Here is a 25,102-nt window from a genome sequence, read left to right as displayed (position 1 = left end):
CGGCCAACCCTCAAGGTCCGGAGAGTCTCCGGCATTTCGGAGAGAAAACCCGCCCTCGTTCCGCCTACCCACCCTCAAGGTCGCGGCCGAAAATCGCGGGAAACCTGCGCCTCAGCACAGCGCCGCTACGACAGAGAATGTTCTGGGAGAGACCGACTGGAGCGGGCGAAGGGATTCGAACCCTCGACCCCAACCTTGGCAAGGTTGGAAAAGACTAACTAATCCAGTGTCTTAGGCAGTCAAAAGCGCGCAGATCGTAGCACGCTAACTCAATGGGTTAGCAGAAGATGCGTGCTAGTTGCGTGTTAGACATTCAGAAGTCGCACCTGGTGATCCGGCTTGGCCGCGAGGCCTGCGCAGGGGATGCGCATCCGCCAGAGCCAGGGCGCGCCGACGGTCGCGTCCGCTCGCCCGTCGTTCACTGCACCGCCTGACAAGGAAAAGCCGCGCCACCCCGGCCAGGGCGACGCGGCTGATATTCAGTGTCGAGCGGCGACATAATAGGGGCGCCAGCCGGCCCGCGCAAGGCGGTCGGTTGGCCTCAGGTGGGGCACGCGGAGCGCGGCCTTCGGCTCAATGCCGTCCTGGCTACGCAAACGAATCGTTCACCCTGGCCCGAGCCAGGCGCGGTAGAACGCTTGCTGCGCGTCTACGCGAGACGCCTGCGGGCCGGCGAGACTACCCTCAAAACTGCAATCCTGGCGCTCGCCGACGCCGAATGGCGGGAGGCCGAACGCGCAGGCCACATCGCCCTGCATCCGGTGCACAAAACACCCGTCCTCGCGGAAGGGGTGCAGCTACGCGACGACGATGCGCTGATCGACGCCTTGCTCCGGGCCATGGATGTGCTCGACAGCGGCGGCGGCGCTGCACTCTGGCCAGAGATGTCCCCGCAGCCGGGCGCGGTCGAAAGACTCACGCGGACATATGCGCGCCGCGTAAGCGTCGGAGCGACTTCCGTTGAAGCTGCGGTGCTGGCGCTCGCCGACGCCGAATGGCGGGAGGCGGAACGCGCCGGCCACGTCACGCGGCTACGCGACAAGGCCGAGCTGACCGCCGCCCTGCTCCGCGCGATTGACGTGCTCAAGATTGGCGGCGCCGCAGCGCTCTGGCCCGAGGTATCTCCACCGCTTCGGCCCCTCCACCCGCTGCCGACCGCTACCGCAAGCGAGGCCCGGGCGCAGGTCCGGCACCACGTCCGCGGCTTCCTTGATCGCTCGCTCGCGTGGCATGCGACGGCGGAAGACGAGCGCCAGGCTGCCGAGGTCGCTGCCCTGGCGGTGGAAGTTGGAGCCGGGAAGACCAGCATCACCGCCGCCGAACTTCCCCGCTTCATCGCCCGCGCAAAGGCCGACGGCCTGCCGTACCGCGTTCTCTTCACCGTCCCGACGCACCGCCTGGGCGCGGAAATCACCGACCGCATCGCTGCCCTCGGCCTGAGCGTGGCGACCTGGCGCGGACGCGAAGCCGAGGACCCCGAAACCGGCGCTTCGATGTGCATGGACCTGCCGGCGGTCCGCGACGCCATGGCCGCTCACCAGGACATTGAATCCGCGGTGTGCGGATCTTCCGGCGGCGCCCGCTGCCCGTTCGCCGGCCGCTGCGGATACCAACTGCAGAAGGCCGCCGTCGCCGAGGCGGACTTGATTGTCGCAGCCCATGAAATCCTGCTGGTGAGGAGGCTGCCTGCCGGCTTCAGCACCGGCCTCGCCCTGGTCGTCGCCGATGAAGGCTGGACCTTCGACGGCGCGGAGACCCGTACCCTCGGCGCCGAGACGCTCCGGGCCGGGGAAGCCGAGCATCCGGTTCCGCTCCGCGGCGATCCGATGCGGCGCGATGAGGAAGCCACCGCGGATTTGCACTTCCTGCGCCGACGCTTGGCGGACGCGATTGATGCCTCGCCTGATGGGTATCTTACCCGCGCCGCACTGGTCGCCGCGACGCTCACCGCCGAGGGCTGCGCAAAGGCGGCCCGCCTGGAATGGCGACGCAAGATCACGGGGGCGATGCGGCCCGGCATGACGGCCGAGGCCCGCAAGATGGCTGTGGAACTCTGCGCCGGAAACGCCGCCATTCCGCGCCTGGCCGCGCTCTGGAGGTCCGCGGCCGAGTTGCTGCAGAGCGATGCCGAGGCAACCGGCCGCGTGGAATTGGGCCGCCGGGAGGGCGCCGAGGGGTCGCAGCGGGTCATCATGCTGCACACGGTCCGCCAGGTCTCGGAAGCCGTCCAGGCGCTGCCCTTTCTGCAGTTGGACGCCACCCTTGCGCCCGACCTGCTGCGGCACCGCCTGCCGAGCCTGGGAGTGCTGGCAGAGGTCCGCGCCGCGGCGCCGCACATGCGCGTCCACCAGGTGCTGGGCGGCTTCGGCAAATCGTCCATCGTCCCGGATCCCAAGCCGGAGAAGCGCGCCGACCCAACGAAGCGCGGAAAGGAGAACCAACGCCGCCTGAACCGCATCGCCGAGCTCCGCGACTGGATCCGGCTTGTTACCAACGGCGCCCGCACCCTGGTCGTCACCTATGAAGCCCTAGAGCCGTATTTCGCGGACCTGCCTGGGGTGGAGACGGCCCACTTCGGCGCGGTCGAGGGCCGAGACGAGTGGGGGCCGCGGCCCGGCCGGCCCGGAATCCGGCATCTCTTCCAGATCGGTCGGCCCATGGCCTCGCCGGAGGCAACCCGCCAGCTTACCGCCGCGCAGACCGGCCGACCTGTGCCGGCGGAGACGCCGGGCCTGGTGACACGCGGCGCCACTATGCGCGATGGCACCGCGGCCCCGATCGAGGTCCGCGCCTTCGCCGATCCCGACCTTGAAGCCGTCCGCGCCGCAATCACTGACGCCGCCACAGTGCAGGTCTTCGGGCGGGGGAGGGGCATCAACCGCACCGCCGCCGATCCCTTGGACGTTTGGTTGCTGGCCGGCGACGTGATCGCCCCGCTGCCCCTGGACACCTTGAGCGAATGGCAGGCCCCCGGCCCCTCGGCCCGCATGGCCGCCCAGGGCGTGGTGCTGGCCAGCCCAGCCGACGCGGCCCGCGCCTACCCGACGCTGTTCCCGACACCGGAGGCCGCGAAGAAAGCCCTGCAGCGGGACAAGCCTCCGGCGGAACACGGGGACAAACCCCTATGGATGACTCCCATAGGGAAATGTCCCCGTGTTCCGGCCTGGGTTCGCGTCGAGTACCGCCCGGCGCTCCCCAAGGCGAAGACCCGAACCGCATGGGCCCATCCCGACCGCCTGCCGACGCTCCGCGCCTGGCTGGAAGCCGTCACCGGGGCGGAACTCGCCCTCTATGAGCCCGAGATACCGCCGCCTTCCGTAGCAGCGCCCCCAAAGCCGACCATCGTCGTGCGCCATGCGGTCATGCTCGCTCCGCCGGCCCAGACCGCGAGTGCAGTGGTCGTCCGGGCCCCCGTGCCGCGGATCCCGTACCCGCGCGGCATCGCCGCAGGGCTCTCGCCGTGACGAGAGTGGGGGAGGAGCTTCGCGAAAAATCCGCGTCGCATTAGAATTCCCATGCGTCAGCACGGAAACGGCGAGCGGGACACCTCGCGCATTGGCACTGCGCTACGCTGTCGTGTCCCCAAAGGGTTACGCGCGTGCGTTAGCCATTGGCGTTCGGTGCGGGATGACTTAGGCGGCGGCCTGTTGGCGGGCCAAAACGTTTTTCACGGCGGTCGCGGTCCATGCGCCGCCCCGCGCCGTCCTGATGCCACGGGCCGCGAGGGCGTCGGCAATCTGGCGCAGGCTCTGGCCTTCATCGCGCAGCTGTTGGGCGATCGGCGCAACGACTGCGGCGAAGCTATCGGCCTTGGCCTTCACTGCGGCGGCGCCGGCCTCGGCATCGGGCAGGTAGCCAGGGGTGCCGGGCTTGCGGCCGAGCACCTTGCCGCGGGCCTTGGCAGCCTGCAGCGCGGCCTTTGTGCGGGCCGAAATCAGGCCCGCCTCTAGCTCGGCGACCGCGGCCATCTGCTGCACGAGGAATTTGCCCACGGGCCCGGCCGGGACGTTCGGCAGGTCGCAGAAGACCACGCCACCTTCGCCGCTGCCCTCGTACACGGACATGAGGAACGCTTGATTGCGGGCTAGGCGGTCCAGTTTTGCGACGACCAGGGTTGCGCCGGTCAGCCGGCAATGCGCCAGGGCCTTCGCCAAGTCCGGCCGGTCGCTGCGCTTGCCGCTCTCGGTCTCGACGTATTCCGCCTGCAGAGTCCAGGCGCCGCCATTCAGGAAGGCCGCGACGGCTTCGCGCTGCGCTTCCAGGCCGAGGCCGCTGCGGCCCTGCTTATCCGTGCTGACACGCAGGTACGAAACGAAGCGGCCGGTCGCCATGTCCAAAGCCCCCAAACGAGCGTCTAGGGAATTTATACGGACTGAAGGCGCCGCCGGTCAACCGACGAATTCCGCTCCACCCGGCGCCGGGTGAGTGAAATTCGCTCCGCAATCAGCCATAGATGAAGATTCTGCCCAGATAGACGCCATATAATGGCGAGAAACACCAATGATAGGCGGAGAACTTGACCGAGATCGGCCCCTACTCCCGCCCTGCCGCGCTTCGCGCGATCGACGGCCGTCGCCGGGAGGCGCGGCTGATGGCGGCAGTGCGGCGCGACCTGACCGCGCATGTCGGCGGGGCCCCTTCAGCGACGCAGCGTCTCCTGATCGACCGATGCGCCCAGCTTTCGTTGCACTTGGCGCTCATGGACTCAGAACTCGCGGCAGGAAAAGCCTTGGGGGAAGCCGCTGGGCGCCAGTATTTGGCTTGGACTAACAGCCTGTCCCGTGCCCTCCGCCAGCTGGGTCTCAAGGAAGCCCCTCGCCCCTCGAAGACCCTCCAGCAGCACATCGCCGAGCGCCGCCAGTGAACATCCTCGAAGCCCTCGACGACAAAGAGATCTTCGCCTCCTTCTTCCGGGAGACGAGCTGGCAGCCCTGGCGCGCATTCCTCAAGGCCTGGGCCGGCCTGGGGGAAACGATGAGTGACGAGGAACTGGAGGTCTTCAGAAAACACACGGGCCGCACCACGCCGCCGACGGTGCCCTTCATTGAAAGCACGCTGATCGTCGGTCGCCGGGCCGGAAAGTCCCGAATTCTGGCGACGATTGCCGTGTATCTCGCCGCGTTCCGTGACTATGAGCCGCACCTTGCTCCCGGCGAGCGAGCCACTGTGGCCATCATAGCAACGGACCGGCGCCAAGCACGGGTGATCTTCCGCTACGTCGCCGGGCTGCTGAAGGCGGTGCCGTTATTGGCGGATCTGGTGGAGGCCGAGACATCCGACACGGTGGAGCTCTCTAACCGCGTTACGATCGAAATCGCCACGGCGAGCTGGCGCGTGACTCGCGGCTACACCTTCGCCGCCGTACTCGCGGACGAAGCCGCTTTCTGGCGGGATGAGAACAGCGCCAACCCCGCTGACGAGATCCTGCGCGCCATCCGGCCGGGCCTCGCCAGCATCCGGGGAGCCTGCTTGCTAAAGGCGTCGAGCCCCTACGGCCGCAAGGGCATACTTTACAATGATTACAGGCGTTTCCACGGCAAGGACGATGCGCGGGTGCTTGTTTGGCAGGCCGCCACCCGGGACATGAACCCAAGCATTCCATTGGAGGTGGTGGAAGAAGCCTTGGAGGAGGACCCTGCTGCCGCGGCGGCCGAGTGGCTCGGCCAGTTCCGGGACGACCTTTCGGATTTCGTTGGCCGCGAGGTCGTCGAGGCGTGCGTCGTCGATGGCCGGCACGAGCTCCCGCCCGTTGCTGGCACGGACTACGTGGCATTTTGCGACCCTTCGGGCGGCTCGTCGGACTCGATGACGCTGGCCATTGCCCATCAGGAAGGCGACGTGGCCGTCCTGGACCTGGTTCGTGAGGTCCGAGCGCCCTTCAGCCCGGATGCCGTCGTTCAGGATTTCGCCGCGGTCCTCGGCAACTATGGCCTTCGGCGGGTCACCGGGGACCGCTATGCCGGCCATTGGCCGGCCGAGCGCTTCGCCGCCCACGGCGTCAGCTATGAATCGTCGGAGCTCGTCAAATCTGAGATCTACCTCAACCTTCTCCCGACACTGATGTCTCGCCGGATCGAGCTCCTCGAGTGGCCGCGCCTGGTTCAGCAGCTGGCGACCCTGGAGCGCCGCACGGCCCGCGGCGGCCGGGATAGAGTTGACCATCCCATGGGCGGCCACGATGACGTGGCGAATGCCGCTGCTGGCGCGCTGCTCGCGGCGTCGCGGGGCGCCGCTGGCGGTTACGATCTCATGGCCCTGGTAGGCATGCAGCCCGGCGACTGACGGGGCGACGGGGGCGGCCAGGCGACCGCCCCCTCCTGCCGCAAAAAAAGACCCGAAGGTCATCGCCAGGATGGCCCCCCGGAGGCTCGACGGCCCGCCGGAGGGCATGCGCGGAGTCTAATGGGCCTGGCGCGCTCGACGCCAGAGAAAATCGCTAAGCCACGCTGAACGTTTGCCGCAGCCCCGTTCGCTTTCTTGCGAAGCGCGCAGTCGAACTCGAAAGCTGGACTTTCTTTTGTGAGATTTCTCTAATGATTCCGGCGAATATTCTTGGAATCACAAGTCGTACAGCCTACTGTATTACAGTAACCCGGTTCAGGAGGGGCGCGTGCCAGCCGCCGAACTCGTTTCGACCACCGTCAAACTGCCTGCGGAAGACCTGCGGCTGCTGCGGGTCGCCGCCGCGCGGCGCGCAATCTCCGAGGGGGCGGCCGTGTCCGTGTCGGCGCTGCTCCGCGACATCGTCGCGCGTAGCCGCTCGGAGTTGGAGATCGCCGGCAATGACTGACGACACCCCTGAGCCGGAGATTGTCACGCGCTTGGTCGATCGCACCGGCATCCAGGCCGCGGAGGCCGAGCTCGAAGACGCGAAGGAAACCCTGCACAGTGCGGTCGCCTCAGTCGAGAAGGCGAGGCGCTTGATCGATGAACTCCGCGGGCTGTTGCCGGGCATGATCGAGCGGGCAGCGGCCGGCGCGGCAATTTCCGGCGAGGAAGTCGCCGGCCACCACCGCGCTGTGCGCGAGGCCGAGGAGATCGCGGAGTTCAAGGCCGCGGTGGCGAAGCGCTTGGAGACGCCGGTGGCGCTTGCCGAGAAAGCCCTTGAGGACGCCCGGCATGAGGCGATGCTGCCGCTGGTGGACTACGCCGTCGGCATCGCCATCTCAGCGGCGCGTAAGTGCGATCGCGCGCTGGCCCTCACAATCAACTCAAGCGATCCGGCTGTGGCGACGGCAGCTGATCGCGTCCGGGCGATCGCCAGGGCGGAATGGGACCAGGCGGATGCGCTCCTGCAGCTTGCCAAGGCGAAAGGCTACCGCTGGCCTTGGCACTACCCGAATGAGAATTTGCTGCACTCGTGGCCGCCGAGCGAGGACGGACTGCGCCGGTATTGGAGCCGGCCGAGGACTGCCGAGGAGATGGTGGCCGATGCGACCGCATAGCCCCCTCGATCTCGTGGTCCTGGACCGCAGGACCTACCGCCTTCGCTCCGCTGATGCGCGGCGGGTGCGCTCGCTGCACGCCTCGAACCCGATGGCCGCCCATGATCTCGCGGCGAAGATCGAGGCTGGAACGGCGGCCGATGGCGAGTCCGTGTCGGTCCCTCTGCTTCTGATGGACGCCGCTCGGAACAGCGGGCAGCCGGATCGGCTGCTGCGCACGAAGGGGGGCCAGTCATTCACCCGGACCGACATCACCAGGCTCATCTCTGATGCAGGAGGTTTCTCACCCGTGGCAACGAAGACCATCACGCTGCGCGACGGCCGCAGCGTCACCACCGACGCGGCCGCGGCCGACCTGATCGCGGCGCTGTCCGGACAGATCGATGCGCTGCAGGATACCGTCGCCGGCCGGAATGCGCAGGACAGCCTGCCCCTAGAAGCGCGCCGGCAGGCGATTGCGGACGCCGCACGCGCCTCACTACAGGACGCTGAGCGTGTGCGCTATTCGAACGAAACCGCGTGGGGCAGGAATACGGCGGCGATGTCCAACGCGTGGCGCGGCACCACCTGATGACGCCCGGCCAGGAGCTGCCGCCGGCGGTGGATCGCCTGGCCTGCGAGCTGGTCGCGCTCCGCATCGAACTGGAGATCAGGATGCGCGAGATCGAGCACCTGCTCCACCTGGTCGAGCGGATTCTTCCTCCCCCGGCCGTAGGCCCCGGCGCCGTGCACTAACCGTTCCCAGCGCGCGGCACTGGGCCTGAAACAAGGGACTGGCTTATATGTCGGGCAGCGCCTCCTACACCGTATTCGCGCGCCTACAGATCACCGGCAACGCGCATGCGGTGCTGCGGCAGCTTGGGCGCGAGCTCACCTCGCTCAATGCCCGGATCACCGCGGTCGAGCGGAACGCGCAGAAGCTGGTCGGGACGCTGGGCCAGCTCGGCACATCGTCCGGCATGCTTGGGCGGGTGACGGGCAGTCTCGGCCAGGTCCGCAGCGCCACGCAGGGGGTGTCCAGCGCGACGCAGGGCGCGACGCGGGCGATCAACAGCCAGACCGCTGCCATGCAGCGGAATCTGGCCGCGGCCCGGCAGATCACCACCGCTGCGCAGCAGGCGGCGGCCGCCATGCAGCGCTTGTCGGCCGTGCCTCCCCCACCCCGCTTGCCCGCTCCGTCTCGTGCGGGCGCTGGTGGTGGCGGCAGCAGTGGCGCAGCGGAAGGCGGGCGTGTCTTCCGGCGGCCCAGCCTGTTCGAGGCCTATTACGGGGCCCGCGCTGCCCTGAGCGGCCCCATGGCGGCGCTGGAAGCCGGCGGAGGCGAGCAGCAGGCCGAGACCATGATGACGGCCCGCGGCATGTCCGCGGAAGAGCGGCAGCGGGTGATGGGAGCCGCCCGGACCATGGTTCGGGAGGTGCCGGGGAGCTCCGTCACGGATGCCGTCGGCGCCGTGATGGAAGCACGCTCCGCGATTGGCGGCAGCAATACCGAAGGCGCTCTGCAACTCGCCCCCCACCTGCTTCGGGCCGCTCGGCTGAGTGCCACGGTCACCGACCGCAGCACGGCCGAAGGGTTGCGGCCCATCGCTCGCTCCCTGGCCATCCGTGGCAGCTTCACCGATGAGACGGGCCGCCTCAACATCGAGCAGGGCGCCCGAGAGATTCGGGAGCTCGAGAACGCGATCATCGCCTTCAGCACCTCGCAAGGCGAGGGCGTCGATCCGAACGAGTGGCAGAACTTCTTCAAGCAGGCCGGCACCGCTGGCCGCCGCATGTCGATCCAGTCGGTCGTTGGGCCGATGGGGTCTCTCATCCAGGAAGTCGGCGGCATGCGCGCCGGCACGATGGCGACCGCCTTCAACGATCAGGTCGTCTCCGGCGTAATGTCGCAGGAGCGGGAGGGCAAGTGGCGAGAAGCCGGCCTCCTGGTGCGGCCCGGTCAGGAGCGGCGGGCAGCAGCGCAGGACGAGGCGACGCTGCAACGGCTGGTGAGCGAAGGGAAGCTCTCCCCGGAGGAAGCGAACACCGCGCGGGAGCGTGCGCGCACTGCGCCGCAGGGTGAGCGTGCCATCGGTCGCGGCCTCGCCACTGTCCGGCCCGACCTGTGGATGCAGGAGGTCTTTGCTGAGCGTGCTCGGGCCAAAGGCAGGACGACCGAGGACGCCATGCTCGACTGGTGGGACGAGCTCGGGTCGCGCGCCACCGGCCGTCGCTTCGGCATGTCCATGCTTCAGACCCGCGAGGTTCAGGGCGACATCGGCCTCGTCGATGCTCCGCGCCGGATGCGCGCCGCGGGCCAGGACCCGACCGCCATCATCTTGAGCCAGGGCTACGCAAATTCCCTCGCCAACCTGCAGTCCGGCTTCACCAACCTGCTGACCGCCCTCGGCAACGCCCCCTCCGTCATCGGCCTGCTGAACGATACCGCGAAGTCCTTCAATGACCTGGCCGAGTTGGTCCGCGACAACCCCTCTTTTATGGAGGGCGTGGTGGTGGAGCTCCGGAGATTGCTCAGCGACGCGCGTGTCGTGGCCGAAGGGCTGGGTGAGGTCGTCGGCCGCGTGGCCGGTTTCATCCGCTTCCTGCGGGGCGAACCCATCCCGGCTGTCCCCGGTGCCCCTGGCGCGGCGCCGGGCGGGCCGAACCAGCCGCCGGGGCCTCTCGGCGGGTCGATCCTCGGCCGGGCAGCGCCGGGAGGGTCGATCATGCGACAGACGGTGCCGGGGCGAGCGCTCGAGCTGGGCCGGACGGGTGCCGAGGCTGCGGGCGAGGCGGCGGGCGCTGTCCGACGGTTCCTGAACCGGGGCATCAGGGTCCGGCCGATGGAGCAGGGGCCGGAAGCGGCGCCGCCCTCCTGGGGTGGGCCGCAGCCGCGCAGGTCGCCCACGCCCACCGCGTCCGGCGCCAGCCCGGCCGCCTTCAACCCCATGCCGCCGCGTGGCGACGTGGTGCTGCGGACGCAGATCAACCTCGACGGGCGGGTGCTTGGCGAAGCTGTCACCCGGCACCAGGCGCGCCTGCTCAGCGGCCCGCCGGTCGCCGCGCCTCGGCCTGACCCGCGCCGCGCGCCGTTCATCCCAGGGGGCGCCACGACTTGACGGCGCCGTCGCTGCCGCCCATCCGCCTGTTGGAGTGGAAGCCGTTTCCTCGGGGCGATTTCCGAGGATGGGCAACCGTTGAGCTGTCTGTCGTGCTACCGGACGGCAGCCTCGCGGGGCTGAAGATCACGGATGTGATGATATATCAACAGCGTCGGGGGCAGCATCCGCCTTGGGCTTCTTTTCCGCGGCGGCCCGTTCTGGATCGCCACGGCAATGGGCGCCGGAGCCCACTCCGAGGAAATCTGCTTTTTTCGGAGATCCTTCGGTGGAGTTCCCGCGAGGCGGTTTTCGCGTTCAGCGACGCCGTGATTGCGCAGGTTCAGGCGCTCTATCCGGAGACGCTCGGTGTCTAATAAGCCTGTCTCTGTGCCGCTCAATCCGCCTCCGCCGCGCTGCACACAGGGCCGTTTGACACGAGTGAGACCTCCGTCGAACATGTTCGCACTCTGATGCGCTTGCCGCACTCGTAAGTGCGGAATGTAGCGCTCGGGAGTTTAGGCGCTCGAGTATCCAGTAAACTCTGGAGGCAATGAATGGGCCAAGCGAAGCGGAAGCGGGAAGCTGTGCCCCCAACAGTTTATCACCACACGAGCACTCTTCGGACAAATCTGCTTTGGATGTCCGGTGTGGTTGATGTGGAGGGGAGGTCGGCATCGGTGATCCATCCACAGTTGGGGGAGATCAGGACGGACGCCAACCTCCGTCGCACGATGCGGGACTTCCCGCCGCTTGCTTGGTTTACCACGAAGATTGACGTCCCAAGGACTCTGCTTCACTCAAGCTTCCTGCTGGAAGATAAGATCACCGGGCAGCTTCGCGAGGTCACTCGTGATCCACGCTTGGTGAATGCAATCGCTCTCAACCGGGTCGCCCTCGGCTTCCCCATCGCCAGCATTCCCGTCATTCCTTGGCGCAATCATCCGGGATACGGCACTGGGGAAGGGAGGGAACTCAACACGACTGCCCGCGACGCTGGCGACAATCCCGACGACTGGTACGTCTCGGAGACTCCGGTCGACATCCTTGCTGCAAGCGAGATCTGGACATCCTCCTCCATCATGTCTCCAAAGCTCAAACGGTTGCCCGAATATCTTCTGCACGTGCGGCTGATGGTGCAGAAATGCCGAGATAAGCCGGGCACCTTTATTCCTCCAACGTGGATGAAAGTTGAGCAGCAACTCGAGCTAGCCCGGCGAGCAGGCGTGCAAGTGTTCGACCCGTCTTCCCCTTAACCTAGAGGTTGGACCCGCAGTCCCGGGAAGGGACTTGGTTGCAGCGGCGCCCTGCAGGAAGGACAGGCCGCCCGCGCCCGGGATGTGAAACCGGCACAGCGGGCGGGAATTGCTATGGAGGCGGCTGCGACGGCGCGCTGGAGGAGGAGGTCTAGAGATCCTCCAATACGTCTCTCACTGGCACGACCAAGGCCTTTTTATCAGCAGTGGACGCGCAACGCTTCACCCAAGCGGCGCACATCACCTGCCATAGTTGTGTTGATGTAACGAATAGAGCCTCACTCGCACTACCTACCCAGTCGTGATGGTTGGAGAGCGTCATGGCCCTGCCCATCGCCTCTTTGATCTGGTGCTTCTGCCGTCCGAGCCGCTCTGGCATTTCGGGCCAATCGGCTTGCTCCAACGCTTCGAACACCACGCGTTCAGGCGCATCCTCGCCAGGCAGCAGGTGGACGCCTGGCGCTCGGTCTTGGTCGCCATCCAGGAACACCACGGACTTCCGAGGGAAGCGATTCTGTTTGACCATTAGGCCCAAACTGATACCGACCGAAGCTGCTCCAAACGGGATAATTTGAACGCGGCCAATCATGTCGCGCTCTTCTGCCACAATTGCCTCCCGCATCAGTGCCGCTGCCGCGTCGTCCTCCACATACACATCGCACTCAGGATGACTCTCTTCGTCCATCCTGGACATGGCGAACTCCGGGCTGACGCCAGTGACGGTGGTCTTCCCTGCGTCAGTCTCGACAATGCAGATGCGGCCCTTAGCTGGAAGTTCCTCCAGCACGTACGGTGAGTGTGTGGAGATGATGAACTGTATTTCCTTTTCTCGAGCCAGTTCCGCAAGATCCCGTATCAAACGCCTTTGCGCGCGTGGATGAAGTGATGATTCGATCTCGTCGATGATGACCAGGGAGTATTTTTCGAATTCATTGCTCAACAACTCAGCGGCTGTTAGCTCGCCTGCTCCCTGATGGAAACCAGAGTACGAATTGCCCCTTCGCTTCACTACGGGAACCAAACGCTTAGTGTCGAGCTGCGTGCTCGCCATGCTGGCCGCGTCGTAGGAGTGACCCATGATCTTCGAGAGCCGCTGCACAACCTCCAAAGCGAAATTCCGAGCCTTCCCCAGCCTGACCGTTGCCTTGGCCAATCTGAGGTAACCCGCCCTGGCGGAGAGCGGCTGAATACGGCTCAGGTCAATGTAGTAGGTGCGTCGCTCACGACGCTCCGGATTGCCCCGCCACCGTTTGTCAGGTTTGCGGACGCTATCCTGCACGGACGTTGCACCTTCGCGGACGGAATAGGTGATTCGGGCGTCCTTGATTTGATCCCAAGGGGTGTCGGGAAAGAAATCCGACGCGAACTTCATCCGCTTGGACCGGCCGGGGCTACGATAACTGGCGGCTGCCGCTTGGAGGATGGTGCTTTTCCCTGACCCATTCTCGCCGACGATGGCGACGATGGGGAATGCAAATTCTACCCGGTGGCCGTTCCATCCGCGCAGATTTATCAGCTCCATCCATTCGAGGCGCTTAGGCCAAGCCGAATTGGTCAGCCACTTGGCGTCCAACCGGCGCATTTCGCGTGACAGTGCCAAGGCGGCGCCTCCAGTGCTCAGGAGCCACAAAAGGCGGCTCAATTTCAGAATGGAGCCACCTTGATCCTTGTCGTTTCAGAAATCAAGGCCGCTAACCGTCCCAATGGGAATGGACTTAGCCTTGGCAGAGCAACCCGGACTGATCCGACTTCGCGCAATCCGGTCCGGGAAGGCACGAATTCGAGAAGCACGGCTGCCGATCCGACCAAGTGCGCGCCCATGGCAAAGGCGAGCTGCCTATGCCGCTGCGGACTTCTTCGAAACTGCTATGGGGATCTCCGAACCCTGGGCGGCTAGCTGTTCCCGCCGCTCCGCTGTTTCGGCCAGTGGCAAAGGCTAGGCCGGTATCCTTCGCACCCGGCACCGGTGCCTCCTGCGTGTTTTGGGCCACTGCCTTCGGGCGACCCGTAGGGCGACGGGCGGCACCACTGGCCCGTCGCTCCTTGTCTCGGCGCACCTTCTACCAGGTCTTGCGCACCAGCTCTGCCGAAGGCGCCTTGCCCTCGCTATCCACGAAACCCTTGGCGGCCAGTCGCATCGCCAAGTCCTCCCAGTCGGGCCGTCGGGGCGGATCAAGGTGATCGGTGAGGCGGTCGTGGAAGGCCCACAGCCCTTCATAGACGGACGAGCGGGCACCGCGCTTGTCGTAGCGGCAGGCGTATCGGCAATCGTCGCGGGCAGCGTAGCGGCCAGCGTCGCTGTCCCGGCTTTATCCCAGGCTGATCCCGCTATTGCCTCGGCTTTGGGTCGCGTTCGTGCCGCCTGAAGGGTGGACGCAAGCGGAATGAGGTGAGGGCAGACCAAGTCACCGCTCACGCGGTGATGTCGCCCTGCGGCGAGTGGCCACGGTCGCTGAGTTAGGCGCCTTGCCGGTGTCGTAGCCGCACCCCGACACCTCCCCCGTTCTCGTCGATAAGCTCGATCCCAGCGGCCTCAAGTGCGGCCAGGATCGCCTGCTTGTTTGCAGGCATCATCTTCACCTCTCCCTCGGACACCTCAGCCCGCTGCACCGTGGCCCAGTGGACTCCGGCGGCGCTCGCAAGGTCTGCGACCTTCCAGCCCAACAAGGCGCGCGCAGCCCGAAGCTGTTTGCCGTGAAGCATTCTGACTTGCACCTGCTATTTCGTATTGCACGATACGGCGATATGCTACATGATATAGCCTATGCGATGCAAAATTGCAACGTGTTCCGCTGGCTTTCGCCGGCTGAAGCGCGGAAGGAGGCACCAGGATGGCTGAGCAGCAGGCAGCTTCAGGCGGGCTAGCGCCGCTGGCGTGTCAGGTCTGCCCCCGGCTTAAGAACCCTTGCCCGTTTGTACCCTGGGACAAGAACACCATACCGGTTCGACACGTTTGCCCCACCCACCCGCCTCGGCGCTTCGAGCGCGAGGTTTACGCCGCCGCGAAGCGGAACGGCTCCAAACCGCAATATATCGAAGCCAGACGATTCCTAGGCCGGTCATGAAGCGCCGCGCCCTCCTGAGCCTGACCGTCCCGCCGCTCTATGCCAGCACCTCGCCGCATGCGGTTGCATCGGCAGGGCCCGACGTAACGGCCACCGCAGCGGGCGCCTTCGGTAGCCGAAGCGGTTCTGATGGTCTGCTACTCGACCTGGCCTTCTCCTTCCGGAAGCTTGGAGAGCAGGCGAAAGCGATCGACGCCGAGTTGGACGAGCTGTGCGGCTCCGTCTACGAGGAGCGCGAGCAGGAATATTACGCTGTCCGCGAGGCGCAGGATCGAATCCTCGACCGCATGGCCAAGCTGCGCCCGGCCTCGCTCAGCGGCTTGCAGGCCGTGGCAGGTGTCTGCCGCGAGGAGCTAGCCGACCAAGGGCCCGGCGCGCCGGAGCCGTACCAGCCGCTTCTCCTCGCGCTGGTGGATGGGCTGCTGGCCTTGAGGCCGGCATGAGCGTGGACGCCTCCCGCAGGGACCGCCTGCTCGCCGGAGCTGCCCTGCCACTTCGGCTCCGGCCAGGCCCCGTGCCCAGCGGCACTGGCTCTGACAGCGGTCCCGCAAGGCTCGGCGTCGAAGAACTCTGCCAGCACTTCCACCACGCGCGCAGGGCCCTGCCATCTGCGGACGAGGCCCTCCGCCAGGCGATGGCGTTGGTCGCGGATCTTCAGGCCGAGGTCCATCGCCTCGAGGATGCGCCAAGCCGTGCCGTCACGGCATTGGAGACCATGCCAGCGCAGACCGTCGCGGAGGCGGAAGCGAAGGTGGCAGTGGGAAGGATCCTGGTCGCCGAGGGGCGGGATCCAGAACGCCACACGTTCCTGGCGGCGGCCGAGGCCGAGCTCGCGGCGCTGAAAGGAGGTTGCCCGACGCTTGGCGGCATGACCCCGTGAGGGGTCACTTGGTCTGTGTGAAATTCGATTCCGCAAATCCCCCTCAGAAGTCCTGCAAAGCCGCGACGAAAGTGGCGCAAATCCGAGGCAAAAGCGGGACTGATCCGGGACAAAGCTGGGACAGACGTCCCGACTGCGATGCTTGCCGATACGCTTACCGCGACGGTTGCCGATACGGCCGTCGATACAGCAAGCGCGGCGCACTGAGCGCGTCACGCTCGCGGCTATGGTTTGGCGGCGCCAGCGCACATCGGCCCGATTCGCTACCGCCGCCCGCCGATAACGAACTTGCGGCCTTTGAAACGCAAAGTCTGACTTACGAATGTGCCGGCACATTCGTAAGCGCGGCTTGCGTTCTTCAGGTGCATGGCATTTGCCGCACGCAATTGCCTTCTCGTGCACCGGATGTGCTGCTTATTGAGAGGCCGAGCGAGGCGCTGGAGGCCTTTGTGACAGAAGCGATCGACAATTTAGCCGAGACGCGCCTGATTGCTGCGGCCGCCTCCAATGCCGGTGAGCATGCTCCGACGCCGTTCACTGAGGCGGAGGGAGCGAGGCGGCTGGGCGTCTCGAAAGCCACGCTTCAGCGCGAGCGGAAGCGTGGCCGCATCCGCTTCATGATGATCGGTGGCCGTCCTCGGTACACCCTGGCGTTCCTGGCCGAATACATGGCTTCACGGGAGGTGGCGCCATGCGCCGAAGCGGACCGAAGCGCCTCGGGGAAATCGCCGGCTACTGGCTCAGCCAGCGGAAGGGCAGCGCCATGTGGTGCCGGACCTGGTTCGACGCAGCTACCCGCCAAACTTGCCGAGCATCACTCGGCACTGCAGATCTTCGGGAAGCCGAAATCGCGCTCGCAGAGTGGGTCACCCGCAACGTAGCTACGAAGCAAGCCAGTCCTGACGACGTGACCATCGCACGCATCTTCGCCCGCTATTTCGAGCGCCACGGGCAGCATGTGATAGGTGACGGAGCGCAGCGCGTCAGCCTGGGCCTAATGCTGAGATACCTTCCAGCGGGGATCACTGCCGGTGAGCTCATTGCTGACAGGCAGCGTGAGGCAATGCGCACAATGAGGGCCGATGGCTACGACATCTGGACCATCCGTCGCGCTTTCGGTGCTGCCAAGGCCGCTATCAACTGGGCCCACCTGAACAGAGAACTCGCCAGCCCAATTCCCTTCATCAGGCTGCCGGAAGGGAAAGGCCGCAGTCGGGTCCTCACTGTCCAGGAACTAGCTCGCCTCTGGGACGCGGATATGCCTGAACACCTGAGGTGGTTCTTGGCCATCCTCATCGGCACCGCAGCTCGCCCAGCGGCCGCGCTTCAGCTCACACGCGACCGGTGCAGCCTGGAAGATTCGGTCATTGATCTCAACCCGGTGGGGCGCGACGAGACAAACAAGCGGCGGCCCGTGCTGCCGATGCCGAAGTGGCTAGTTCCGTGGGTAACCGCGGCCGATGGCTATCTGGTCAGTTTCCGCGGCAAGCCAGTAGCGAAGGTCTCGGGTGCCTTTCAGGCCTTGCGGGACGCAGCCGGCTTCGGAACGGATGTCGTTCCCTATACGATCAGGCACACCATAGCCACGACGCTCAAGAAGCGGGGTGTGGACCCAGATCAGATCGAAGTTTTGCTGGGGCACCGCCTGCCGGGCAGTCCAACCACAAGGAGATACATCCATGTAGACCCGGATTACCTTGCGAAGGCTTGCGAGGCTCTGGACGAGATCGCAAACGACATCGCCCGGGCGGCAACCCGGGCGATGGTACCAACAACCATGCGTGCTAGCTGCGTGCTAGAGACTGGGCGGAAGGACGGCAATCCGACCGCTAAGCCTTTGATAACTGGAGCGGGCGAAGGGATTCGAACCCTCGACCCCAACCTTGGCAAGGTTGTGCTCTACCCCTGAGCTACGCCCGCGCTCCGTGTGGAGGCTTCTAGCAAAGTCTGGCCGTAACACAACTCCCCCTTTCAGACTTTGTAGCGGGTCTGTCATGCTTCACTGCGACGTCAGCCCCCTTGCCAAGGCGGCGGATAGGGGAGTGTCAGGAATTTCGTGGTGAACCGCGATGCTCGGGTGGCGAAGCGATCCTTGAACAGAATGACGAACTGCGCTTTTGCAACGGTCCATCCCTGCGGGCCGAGCCAGCGCCGTCCCGCGAATTCGGCTCGGGGTGGTGCTTCTGGCATCTCCTGGCCTTCGCCCGTCCTGACACCATCCGCCCAGCCCGACGCCGAAGCGGACGCTTGATGCGAATTCTGAGTGAGCCCCGCCGCCCCTCTTCCAGCCTCGCTGCCGGTCCTATCGCCCCAGCCGGATCTCCCCCACCACCCGCCCGCGCTTCGGGTCCACAACCACTACCCGCTCGCCATCCGGCCGCTGCAGCAGCACCGCCGCCCCATCCCCGGCCGCGGCCACGCCGGCGATGCGCGAGCCCTCCGGCGCCTCCAGTGCCAGTTCCCACTGCCCGCCCGCGCCCATGCCGCCGCCGGCGCGCTGGACGAGCAGCACGACCAGCGTCACGGTGCCCGCCAGGATCAGCACCCCCATCCCGATGACCAGAGCCTTGAGCGCGCCCACCGATTCCCCCCCTGTCGCCGAAACCATCACCGTCACCGCCGGCCCGGAGGCGGCGGGCGAGCGCGCCGACCGCTTCCTCGCGGCGGCGATAGGCTCGCTCTCCCGCTCCCGCGTCAAGGCGCTGATCGCCGCCGGCGCCGCCACCCGGGACGGCGCCCCGCTGCGCGATGCCTCAGAAGCCATCCGCCCCGGCGCCACCTATGCCCTTGCCATCCCCGCCGCCATCCCGGCCCTGCCGGTGGCCCAGGACATTCCCCTCACCATCCTCTTCGAGGATGCCGAGCTGATCGTGCTGGACAAGCCGGCCGGCCTCGTCGTCCACCCCGCCCCCGGCAACCAGGACGGCACGCTGGTGAACGCCTTGCTGGCCCATGCGGGGGAGGATCTGCCGGGTATCAACGGGGAGAAGCGCCCCGGCATCGTCCACCGGCTGGACAAGGATACCTCCGGCGTCATGGTGGTGGCGAAGACGGAACGGGCGCTGCGCGCGCTCTCCGAGGCCTTCGCCACCCGCGACCTGGACCGGGAATACATCGCCCTCGCCTGGGGCCTGCCGCAGCCGCCGGCGGGGGAGATCGAGGCGCCGATCGGCCGCCACCCGGCCGACCGCAAGCGCATGGCCGTCGTCGCCCGTGGGGGCAAGCCAGCGCTCACCCGCTACGCCACCACCCGCGCCTGGGGTGCCGCCTGCGCCCTGCTGCGCTGCCGCCTCGCCACCGGCCGTACCCATCAGATCCGGGTCCACCTGGCCGAGCGCGGTCACCCTTTGATAGGGGACCCGGTGTATCTCCGCCGCACTCCGGCCGCCGCCCGCCTGCTGCCCGGCCCGGTGCGGGAGGGGCTGCTGAGCTTCCCCCGCCAGGCGCTGCATGCCGCGACCCTTGGCTTCCGCCACCCGGTCAGCGGCGCCGCCCTGCGCTTCGAAAGCCCGCTGCCGCCGGATCTCGCCGGGCTGCTGCAGTTACTGAACGGTAACGCCGAGTAACCGACCCCGATACTCGGTTTTTATGGACAGCCCGGCCCAAAGGCGGTACAAACTCCCCGAAGGCAGCGCCCCCCAGGTGCCGCTAAGGCCCGATTTGCAGCTTGCTCGCCCTGTCGTGACCGGGGCATGCGTGTCGGCTGGGCCTGAGGGGCGTTCGAACTGCCAGCAATTCGCGCCGGCCGGGCCCCGCCGTCACGGGGAGGCCCTTCGACGCAGGAGGCAGATATCCCTATGGCTTCCAGCTCCATCATCCCCATCGCCCCTGAGGGCAACCTCTCCCGCTACCTGCAGGAGATCCGCAAGTTCCCCATGCTCTCCGCGGAGGAAGAGCTCGAACTCGCCAAGCGCTGGCGCGACCACAGCGACGAGCGTGCGGCTCACAAGCTCGTAACCTCGCACCTTCGGCTCGTGGCCAAGATCGCTATGGGCTATCGCGGCTATGGCCTGCCCGTCGGCGAACTGATCTCCGAAGGCAATGTCGGCATGATGCAGGCGGTGAAGCGGTTCGACCCGGACCGCGGCTTCCGCCTGGCCACCTACGCTATGTGGTGGATCCGCGCCGCAATCCAAGAGTACATCCTGCACTCCTGGTCACTTGTGAAGATGGGCACCACCGCCGCCCAGAAGAAGCTGTTCTTCAACCTGCGGCGGCTGAAGGCCCAGATGTCCGCGCTGGAGGATGGCGACCTGCAGGCCGAGCAGGTGGAGAAGATCGCCCACGCCCTGCAGGTGCCGGAACAGGACGTGGTTTCCATGAACCGCCGTCTGGCCAGCCCCGACCATTCCCTGAACGCCCCGGTGCGGGCGGACAGCGAGGGCGAGTGGCAGGACTGGCTGGTGGATGAGCAGGAGACCCAGGAAAGCACCCTGGCGGACCGGGAGGACCTCTCCAACCGCCGCGCCCTGCTGGGGGAGGCGCTGAAGACGCTGAACGAGCGCGAGCGCCACATCCTGATCGAGCGCCGGCTGAAGGACGAGCCGACCACCCTCGAGGAGCTCTCCCAGCAATACAATATCAGCCGGGAGCGGGTGCGGCAGATCGAGGTCCGCGCCTTCGAGAAGCTGCAGAAGAGCATGAAGCAGCAGGTGGTCGAGCGAAGGCTCGCGGTCTGAGGCCTGCGAGGGCTCGCGGTCCAAGACCAGCGCCTGCGACAGGGTGAACAGGGGGCGGCCGGGGGGACCCGGCCGCCCTTCTCATTTCCGGAGTGGATCACCGGCATCCCGCAAGATGATTGGATCGGAGCCCGCCACCGGCCCAGCTAGGGGGAGGAACAGGAGCAACACCATGTCCATCCACCCCGAGGCCCGCATCGGCCATGTCCATCTGAAGGTCGCCGACCTCGACCGCGCCCTCGCCTTCTGGCGGGACGTGATCGGGCTGGAGGAGCAGGCGCGCATGGGCAACCGGGCCGTCTTCCTCTCGGCCGGCGGCTACCACCACCATATCGCCCTGAACACCTGGGAAAGCGCGGGCGGGGAGCCGCCGCCCCGCGGCAGCACCGGCCTCTACCATGTGGCCCTGGTCTATCCCGACCGGGCGGCGCTGGGGGCGGCGCTGCTCAAGGTGATCCAGGCGGGGGTGGAGCTGGAAGGCGCCTCCGACCATGGCGTTTCGGAAGCCGTCTATCTGCGGGACCCGGACGGCAACGGGGTGGAGCTCTACCGCGACCGCCCGCGGATCGAATGGCCCCGGGATGCCGAAGGCAACCTTCATATGACCAACCGGCCGCTGGATCTGCAGGCGCTGCTGGCGGAGGGGATCGCGGCGACAGCGGCGGCCTGAGCCGCGTGCCGGGGCCCCGTCCGGGCCACGCCCCCGCGGCAGGTCGGCCCGTCCCGCGCCCGGATCCTCGCATCTCCGGGGCGGACCCCAGCCTCCGCCGGGGCGCATGGGGCGGGACCCTCGCAACCCTGGCGCCGCCTGCTGCCCTGCCTTACATGGCGGCATCATGGACGTGACCCTCACCGCCCCGGCCGACGCCGCCGCCAGCGAGGTCGCCGCCGAGGCGGCGCGCCGCCGCACCTTCGCCATCATCGCGCATCCGGACGCCGGCAAGACCACGCTGACGGAAAAGCTGCTGCTGAAGGGCGGCGCCATCCAGCTCGCCGGCGCGGTGCGGGCCAAGGGCAATGCCCGGCGGACCCGCTCGGACTGGATGAAGATCGAGCAGGATCGCGGCATCTCGGTCGCCACCTCCGTCATGACCTTCGAGCGCGGCGGCCTGGTCTTCAACCTGCTCGACACGCCCGGCCACGAGGATTTCTCCGAGGACACCTACCGGACCCTCACCGCCGTCGATGCCGCGGTGATGGTGCTGGACGCGGCGAAGGGCATCGAGAGCCAGACCCGCAAGCTCTTCGAGGTTTGCCGGCTGCGCGACATCCCGATCATCACCTTCGTGAACAAGATGGACCGGGAAGCGCGCGACCCCTTCGAGCTGATCGACGAGATCGAGAAGACGCTCGCCCTGGATGCCGCCCCGGTCGCCTGGCCGGTCGGCCGCGCCAGCGAGTTCGCCGGCACCTGGGACCTGCTGGAGAAGCATTTCCTGCCGGTCGATGCCGATGACGCCAGCGCCATTGCGCTCTCCGGCCTCGGCGATCCGAAGCTGGACCAGCTCGTCGGGCCCGAACGCGCCGCGGCGCTGCGCGAGGAGGCGGAGCTCGCCGAGGGCGCCTGCCCGGCCTTCGACCTGGAGGCCTTCCGCCAGGGCACGCTGACGCCGGTCTTCTTCGGCTCCGCGCTGCGCGATTTCGGCGTCGGCCACCTGCTGGACGGCCTCGCCCGCTACGCCCCGCCCCCCGGGGCGCGGGAGGGCGACCCACGCGCCGTGGCGCCGGAGGAGCCGAAGCTCACCGGCTTCGTCTTCAAGGTCCAGGCCAATATGGACCCCAACCACCGCGACCGCGTCGCCTTCGTCCGGCTCTGCTCCGGCAAGCTGGTGAAGGGCATGCGGCTACGCCAGGTGCGCACCGGCAAGCAGGTGCCGGTGAACGCGCCGCTCTTCTTCTTCGCCAAGGACCGCCAGGTGGCGGAGGAAGCCTGGCCCGGCGATGTGGTGGGCGTCGCCAACCACGGCACGCTGCGCATCGGCGACACGCTGACGGAAGGCGAGGATCTGCATTTCCGCGGCGTGCCGAGCTTCGCGCCGGAAATTCTCCGCCATGTGCGGCTGGAGGATCCGATGCTGGCGAAGAAGCTGAAGACGGCGCTCGACCAGCTCGCGGAGGAAGGCGTCGTGCAGCTCTTCCGCCCGCTGGATGGGTCACTGCCGGTGGTCGGCGTGGTCGGGCAGCTTCAGCTCGACGTGCTGCAATCCCGGCTGAAGGTGGAGTACGGCGTCCCCGCCGGCTTCCAGGACACCATCTGGTCGATGATGCGCTGGGTCACCGGCGAGGACAAGGCGGCGCTGGAACGCTTCGCGCAGCAGAACCGGCGCGACGCCGGCGAGGACCATGACGGCGCGCTGGTGGCGTTCTTCGGTTCCGATTGGCGCCGCAAGCGCGCCGAGGAGGAATGGCCGATGCTGCGCTTCCACGCCGTCAGGGAGCAGCACGGTCTGGTGGCAGCGCGGAAATAGGCCCCGGTTCCCGCCCCAGCTTGATGTCGATCGCCCAGGCACCCGGCCCCGCGGCGACGAAGTAGAGGAAGACGAAGCAGTAGAGGATGGCGGCGTCGCCGCCATTCAGTGCCGGAAAGAAACTGCGCGGCGCGTGGAACATCCAGTAGGCGAAGGCCATCTCGCCCGCCAGCAGGAAGGCGACCGGGCGGGTGAAGAGGCCGAGCATCAGCAGCACGCCGCCCACCAGCTCCAGCACGCCGCCGATCCACAGCAGCGAGAAGGCCGCCGGCAAGGCACCCGTGGGTGGCGGGAAGCCGAACAGCTTCTGCGTGCCGTGTTCCAGGAAGATCAGCGCCGCCACGATGCGCAGCACGGCCCGCATGCGCGGTGCTATCACCACCATATCCCACATGGATCACGCCTCCCTGCCGAAGCGGCCGGCATGACGGAGCAGGCCGCATTGCGCGTGTAAAGATTTCCCGCACGCCTGGCCATCGCAATCGGCAGCGGCGGAACTCCGGCCAATGGCAAGGTGTTTTTCACCCCACAGCGCATGGCGCACAGAGCAGCGCCGGCCACGGGCTCGGCGCGCCAAGGGAGACATACATGAGCATTGCAACGGACGCGCAATTGGCGCAGCTCTCTTCTGCGGCCTATTCCGACACGGCCCTCGGGCTGCCGCCCGGATTCACGCCTCTTGCCATCGACTCGCTGCCGATCGACCCCGCCACCGGCGCGAGTTTCGCGAACGGCATCTTCCACAACGGCAACGCCGCGGCGCTGGTGACGAGCGCCGAGCTGGACGGCCAGACCTCGCTCGTCGTCGCGTTCCGCGGCAGCGATGATGGCATCGACAGCCAGCACAGTCTCAGCGGCATCAACCAGGATTACGCGCTCTTCGCGCCGCTGGTCGCCGCGGTGGATGCGGCGGCGGCGAGCGGCCTCTACGACCAGGTCGTCGTCACCGGCCACAGCATGGGCGGCGCCATGGCGCAGCTCTACATGGCGGAGCATCCGGACCAGCCGGGCGGCGTCGCGCATGATGCCGTGACCTTCGGTTCCCCCGGCGCCGTGCTGCCGCCGGGCGGCGATGCGCGGCCGATCAATTACGTCGTCGCCGATGATCCCGCCGTGTTCCTCGGCGCGCATCGCGCCGAGATCGGCGAGGTGCTGCGCGCCGACAACCATCTGGCGGAGGCCGCGGCCACCCGGATCGCCGAGGAGATGCCGGGGCTGACCAAGGAGGCGGCGCTGGCGACGCTCGGCACGCTGACGGTGAATTACGAGAATCGCGGCGACATCGTGCTGCTGCCGACGGCGGAGGGCGAGCTCTCGCCGGCGGCGGATGTCGCGGCGCTGGCGCAGCTCGACCCCGCGCGCCACGACATCGACACCTATATTGCCGGAATGCAGGTGGCGGCTGCCGGCGGCGGCACCATTCTCGTGCCGACTGCGCCGCAGGACAATCCGGGCCTCGCCTTCCTGCGCGACGTCTACAACAGCGACCCGCCGCCGCCGAGCGCCGAGGCCGCGGGCGCGGTGTGGGAGCAGGTGCTGCAGGGCTGGGCAGACGATCTCCGCGACGACGTGCTGCCCGGGCTGAACGACGCCTTCACCACGGTGCGCGACGGGCTGGCCGGGATCGGCCAGGACTTGCATCTCATCTGAGGACGCAGCCGGGCCGGTCCTCGGGGCCGGCCCTTGGCGGGGAGAGGGCGGCCTATTCCGCCCGGATCCCCGCCCGCTCCGCCGTCTCCCGCGTCCGCGCGCGTTCCGCCCGCAGCCAATCGGCGAGCCCTTCCGGGCTGCGCACCGCCTCCTCCGAGAGTTGCGCCCCCACCTCCTCCTGCCGCGCGCGGTAGCCGGGCTCCGCCAGCGCCGCCATGGCCGCCGCGTGCAGCGCGCGGATCGCCGCCGCCGGGCTGCCGCCCGTTGTCGCCAGCGCGGCCCAGGAGCCGCCGGAGAGGCCGGGGAAGCCCTGCTCGATCAGCGTCGGGATGTCCGGGGCGAGGGGCGAGCGCGTCGGGCCGGTGGTGGCCAGGATGCGCGTCAGCCCGCCCCGCCAGGTGGGCACCACGGTGGAGATCTCGCCCATCACCACCTGCACGTTGCCGGCGATGAGATCCGGCACGGACTGGCTGCTGCCGCGATAGGGCACATGCGTCAGGCGGATGCCGGCGGCGGCCATGAGTTGCTCGATGAGGAAATGCGTGGCGCTGCCCTGGCCGGAGGAGCCGATGGTGAGGTCCC

22 protein-coding genes, 1 tRNA gene and 1 pseudogene are annotated in these 25,102 nt (G+C 67.4%); 18 read left to right on the top strand and 6 right to left on the bottom strand.

What is annotated here, in order from left to right; translation table 11 throughout:
• Window positions 1-638 precede the first annotated feature (638 nt).
• Window positions 639-3,464: a hypothetical protein gene (locus tag NJ376_RS02975; protein WP_252951747.1), complete on the top strand. Its 2,826-nt coding sequence runs from the start codon at window positions 639-641 to the stop codon at window positions 3,462-3,464.
• 168 nt (window positions 3,465-3,632) lie between these two features.
• On the opposite strand, the gene NJ376_RS02970 is transcribed toward NJ376_RS02975, so the two are convergent.
• A complete protein-coding gene (locus tag NJ376_RS02970; RefSeq protein WP_252951746.1) occupies window positions 3,633-4,331 on the bottom strand; it encodes a recombinase family protein in 699 nt (232 codons plus the stop codon).
• 185 nt (window positions 4,332-4,516) lie between these two features.
• Between NJ376_RS02970 and NJ376_RS02965 the strand changes: the two genes are divergently transcribed.
• The 8 genes from NJ376_RS02965 (at window position 4,517) to NJ376_RS02930 (ending at window position 11,778) form a co-directional block, all read left to right on the top strand.
• On the top strand, window positions 4,517-4,864 hold the full coding sequence (locus NJ376_RS02965) for a hypothetical protein (RefSeq protein WP_252951745.1): 348 nt from the start codon (window positions 4,517-4,519) through the stop codon (window positions 4,862-4,864).
• Window positions 4,861-6,282 (top strand): hypothetical protein, encoded by a 1,422-nt coding sequence (locus tag NJ376_RS02960; RefSeq protein ID WP_252951744.1) that lies wholly within the window; start codon window positions 4,861-4,863, stop codon window positions 6,280-6,282. The genes NJ376_RS02965 and NJ376_RS02960 overlap by 4 nt, the downstream gene beginning before the upstream one ends.
• A 328-nt stretch (window positions 6,283-6,610) precedes the next feature.
• Entirely contained in the window at window positions 6,611-6,790 is a 180-nt protein-coding gene (locus tag NJ376_RS02955) for a hypothetical protein (protein ID WP_252951743.1), read from the top strand.
• A complete protein-coding gene (locus tag NJ376_RS02950) occupies window positions 6,783-7,445 on the top strand; it encodes a hypothetical protein (protein ID WP_252951742.1) in 663 nt (220 codons plus the stop codon). The genes NJ376_RS02955 and NJ376_RS02950 overlap by 8 nt, the downstream gene beginning before the upstream one ends.
• Window positions 7,432-8,016 carry a hypothetical protein gene (locus NJ376_RS02945; protein WP_252951741.1) on the top strand — a complete coding sequence of 195 codons (585 nt, stop codon included), beginning with the start codon at window positions 7,432-7,434 and terminating at the stop codon, window positions 8,014-8,016. The genes NJ376_RS02950 and NJ376_RS02945 overlap by 14 nt, the downstream gene beginning before the upstream one ends.
• Complete coding sequence (locus tag NJ376_RS02940) at window positions 8,016-8,180, top strand: hypothetical protein (protein WP_252951740.1); 165 nt, start codon at window positions 8,016-8,018, stop codon at window positions 8,178-8,180. Before NJ376_RS02945 ends, NJ376_RS02940 begins: the two co-directional genes overlap by 1 nt.
• A 47-nt stretch (window positions 8,181-8,227) precedes the next feature.
• The gene (locus tag NJ376_RS02935; protein WP_252951739.1) at window positions 8,228-10,543 is read left to right on the top strand and encodes a hypothetical protein; all 2,316 of its coding nucleotides are present in this window, start codon (window positions 8,228-8,230) and stop codon (window positions 10,541-10,543) included.
• 659 nt (window positions 10,544-11,202) lie between these two features.
• Complete coding sequence (locus tag NJ376_RS02930) at window positions 11,203-11,778, top strand: hypothetical protein (protein WP_252951738.1); 576 nt, start codon at window positions 11,203-11,205, stop codon at window positions 11,776-11,778.
• 151 nt (window positions 11,779-11,929) lie between these two features.
• Here the strand turns inward: NJ376_RS02930 and NJ376_RS02925 are convergent, their stop codons facing one another.
• A complete protein-coding gene (locus NJ376_RS02925; protein ID WP_252951737.1) occupies window positions 11,930-13,378 on the bottom strand; it encodes an ATP-dependent nuclease in 1,449 nt (482 codons plus the stop codon).
• A gap of 1,461 nt (window positions 13,379-14,839) precedes the next feature.
• On the opposite strand from NJ376_RS02925, the gene NJ376_RS02920 reads away from it, so the two are divergent.
• The 4 genes and pseudogenes from NJ376_RS02920 to NJ376_RS29110 form a co-directional block, all read left to right on the top strand.
• The gene (locus NJ376_RS02920; protein WP_252951736.1) at window positions 14,840-15,286 is read left to right on the top strand and encodes a hypothetical protein; all 447 of its coding nucleotides are present in this window, start codon (window positions 14,840-14,842) and stop codon (window positions 15,284-15,286) included.
• Window positions 15,283-15,723 (top strand): hypothetical protein, encoded by a 441-nt coding sequence (locus NJ376_RS02915; protein WP_252951735.1) that lies wholly within the window; start codon window positions 15,283-15,285, stop codon window positions 15,721-15,723. Before NJ376_RS02920 ends, NJ376_RS02915 begins: the two co-directional genes overlap by 4 nt.
• Window positions 15,720-16,604, top strand: coding sequence for a helix-turn-helix domain-containing protein (locus tag NJ376_RS29115; RefSeq protein ID WP_370287795.1), 885 nt, complete (start codon window positions 15,720-15,722; stop codon window positions 16,602-16,604). Before NJ376_RS02915 ends, NJ376_RS29115 begins: the two co-directional genes overlap by 4 nt.
• Window positions 16,487-17,398: pseudogene (locus NJ376_RS29110) on the top strand (tyrosine-type recombinase/integrase); the annotation flags it as partial. The gene NJ376_RS29115 and the pseudogene NJ376_RS29110, both read left to right, overlap by 118 nt.
• Before the next feature lie 170 nt (window positions 17,399-17,568).
• On the opposite strand, the gene NJ376_RS02910 reads toward NJ376_RS29110, so the two are convergent.
• Window positions 17,569-17,643: transfer RNA gene (locus NJ376_RS02910), tRNA-Gly, on the bottom strand.
• A 382-nt stretch (window positions 17,644-18,025) separates the two neighbouring features.
• Window positions 18,026-18,304: a DUF6476 family protein gene (locus NJ376_RS02905; RefSeq protein ID WP_252951734.1), complete on the bottom strand. Its 279-nt coding sequence runs from the start codon at window positions 18,302-18,304 to the stop codon at window positions 18,026-18,028.
• Here NJ376_RS02905 and NJ376_RS02900 point away from each other — a divergent pair.
• From NJ376_RS02900 to NJ376_RS02885, 4 genes are all read left to right on the top strand, one after another.
• Window positions 18,279-19,289 carry an RluA family pseudouridine synthase gene (locus tag NJ376_RS02900; protein ID WP_252951733.1) on the top strand — a complete coding sequence of 337 codons (1,011 nt, stop codon included), beginning with the start codon at window positions 18,279-18,281 and terminating at the stop codon, window positions 19,287-19,289. The two genes, NJ376_RS02905 and NJ376_RS02900, sit on opposite strands and share 26 nt — an antisense overlap.
• 231 nt (window positions 19,290-19,520) lie before the next feature.
• Entirely contained in the window at window positions 19,521-20,402 is an 882-nt protein-coding gene (rpoH, locus tag NJ376_RS02895) for an RNA polymerase sigma factor RpoH (RefSeq protein ID WP_252951732.1), read from the top strand.
• Window positions 20,403-20,574: 172 nt separating this feature from the next.
• Window positions 20,575-21,072: a VOC family protein gene (locus tag NJ376_RS02890; RefSeq protein ID WP_252951731.1), complete on the top strand. Its 498-nt coding sequence runs from the start codon at window positions 20,575-20,577 to the stop codon at window positions 21,070-21,072.
• Window positions 21,073-21,238: 166 nt separating this feature from the next.
• Complete coding sequence (locus tag NJ376_RS02885; RefSeq protein WP_252951730.1) at window positions 21,239-22,870, top strand: peptide chain release factor 3; 1,632 nt, start codon at window positions 21,239-21,241, stop codon at window positions 22,868-22,870.
• Here NJ376_RS02885 and NJ376_RS02880 read toward each other — a convergent pair.
• Window positions 22,833-23,264 carry a DoxX family protein gene (locus NJ376_RS02880; protein ID WP_252951729.1) on the bottom strand — a complete coding sequence of 144 codons (432 nt, stop codon included), beginning with the start codon at window positions 23,262-23,264 and terminating at the stop codon, window positions 22,833-22,835. The two genes, NJ376_RS02885 and NJ376_RS02880, sit on opposite strands and share 38 nt — an antisense overlap.
• Window positions 23,265-23,458: 194 nt before the next feature.
• Here NJ376_RS02880 and NJ376_RS02875 point away from each other — a divergent pair, with 194 nt between their 5' ends.
• Window positions 23,459-24,520: a lipase family protein gene (locus tag NJ376_RS02875; protein ID WP_252951728.1), complete on the top strand. Its 1,062-nt coding sequence runs from the start codon at window positions 23,459-23,461 to the stop codon at window positions 24,518-24,520.
• 52 nt (window positions 24,521-24,572) lie between these two features.
• Here the strand turns inward: NJ376_RS02875 and NJ376_RS02870 are convergent.
• Window positions 24,573-25,102 (bottom strand): Bug family tripartite tricarboxylate transporter substrate binding protein (locus NJ376_RS02870; protein WP_305879959.1); only part of this gene is annotated, 530 nt, incomplete at its 5' end.

Source organism: Siccirubricoccus soli (genome assembly GCF_024178315.1).
GTDB classification, from domain to species: Bacteria; Pseudomonadota; Alphaproteobacteria; order Acetobacterales; family Acetobacteraceae; genus Siccirubricoccus; species Siccirubricoccus soli.
The sequence above is the reverse complement of the archived record's forward strand: the minus strand, read 5'-3'. Positions and strand labels throughout refer to the sequence as shown.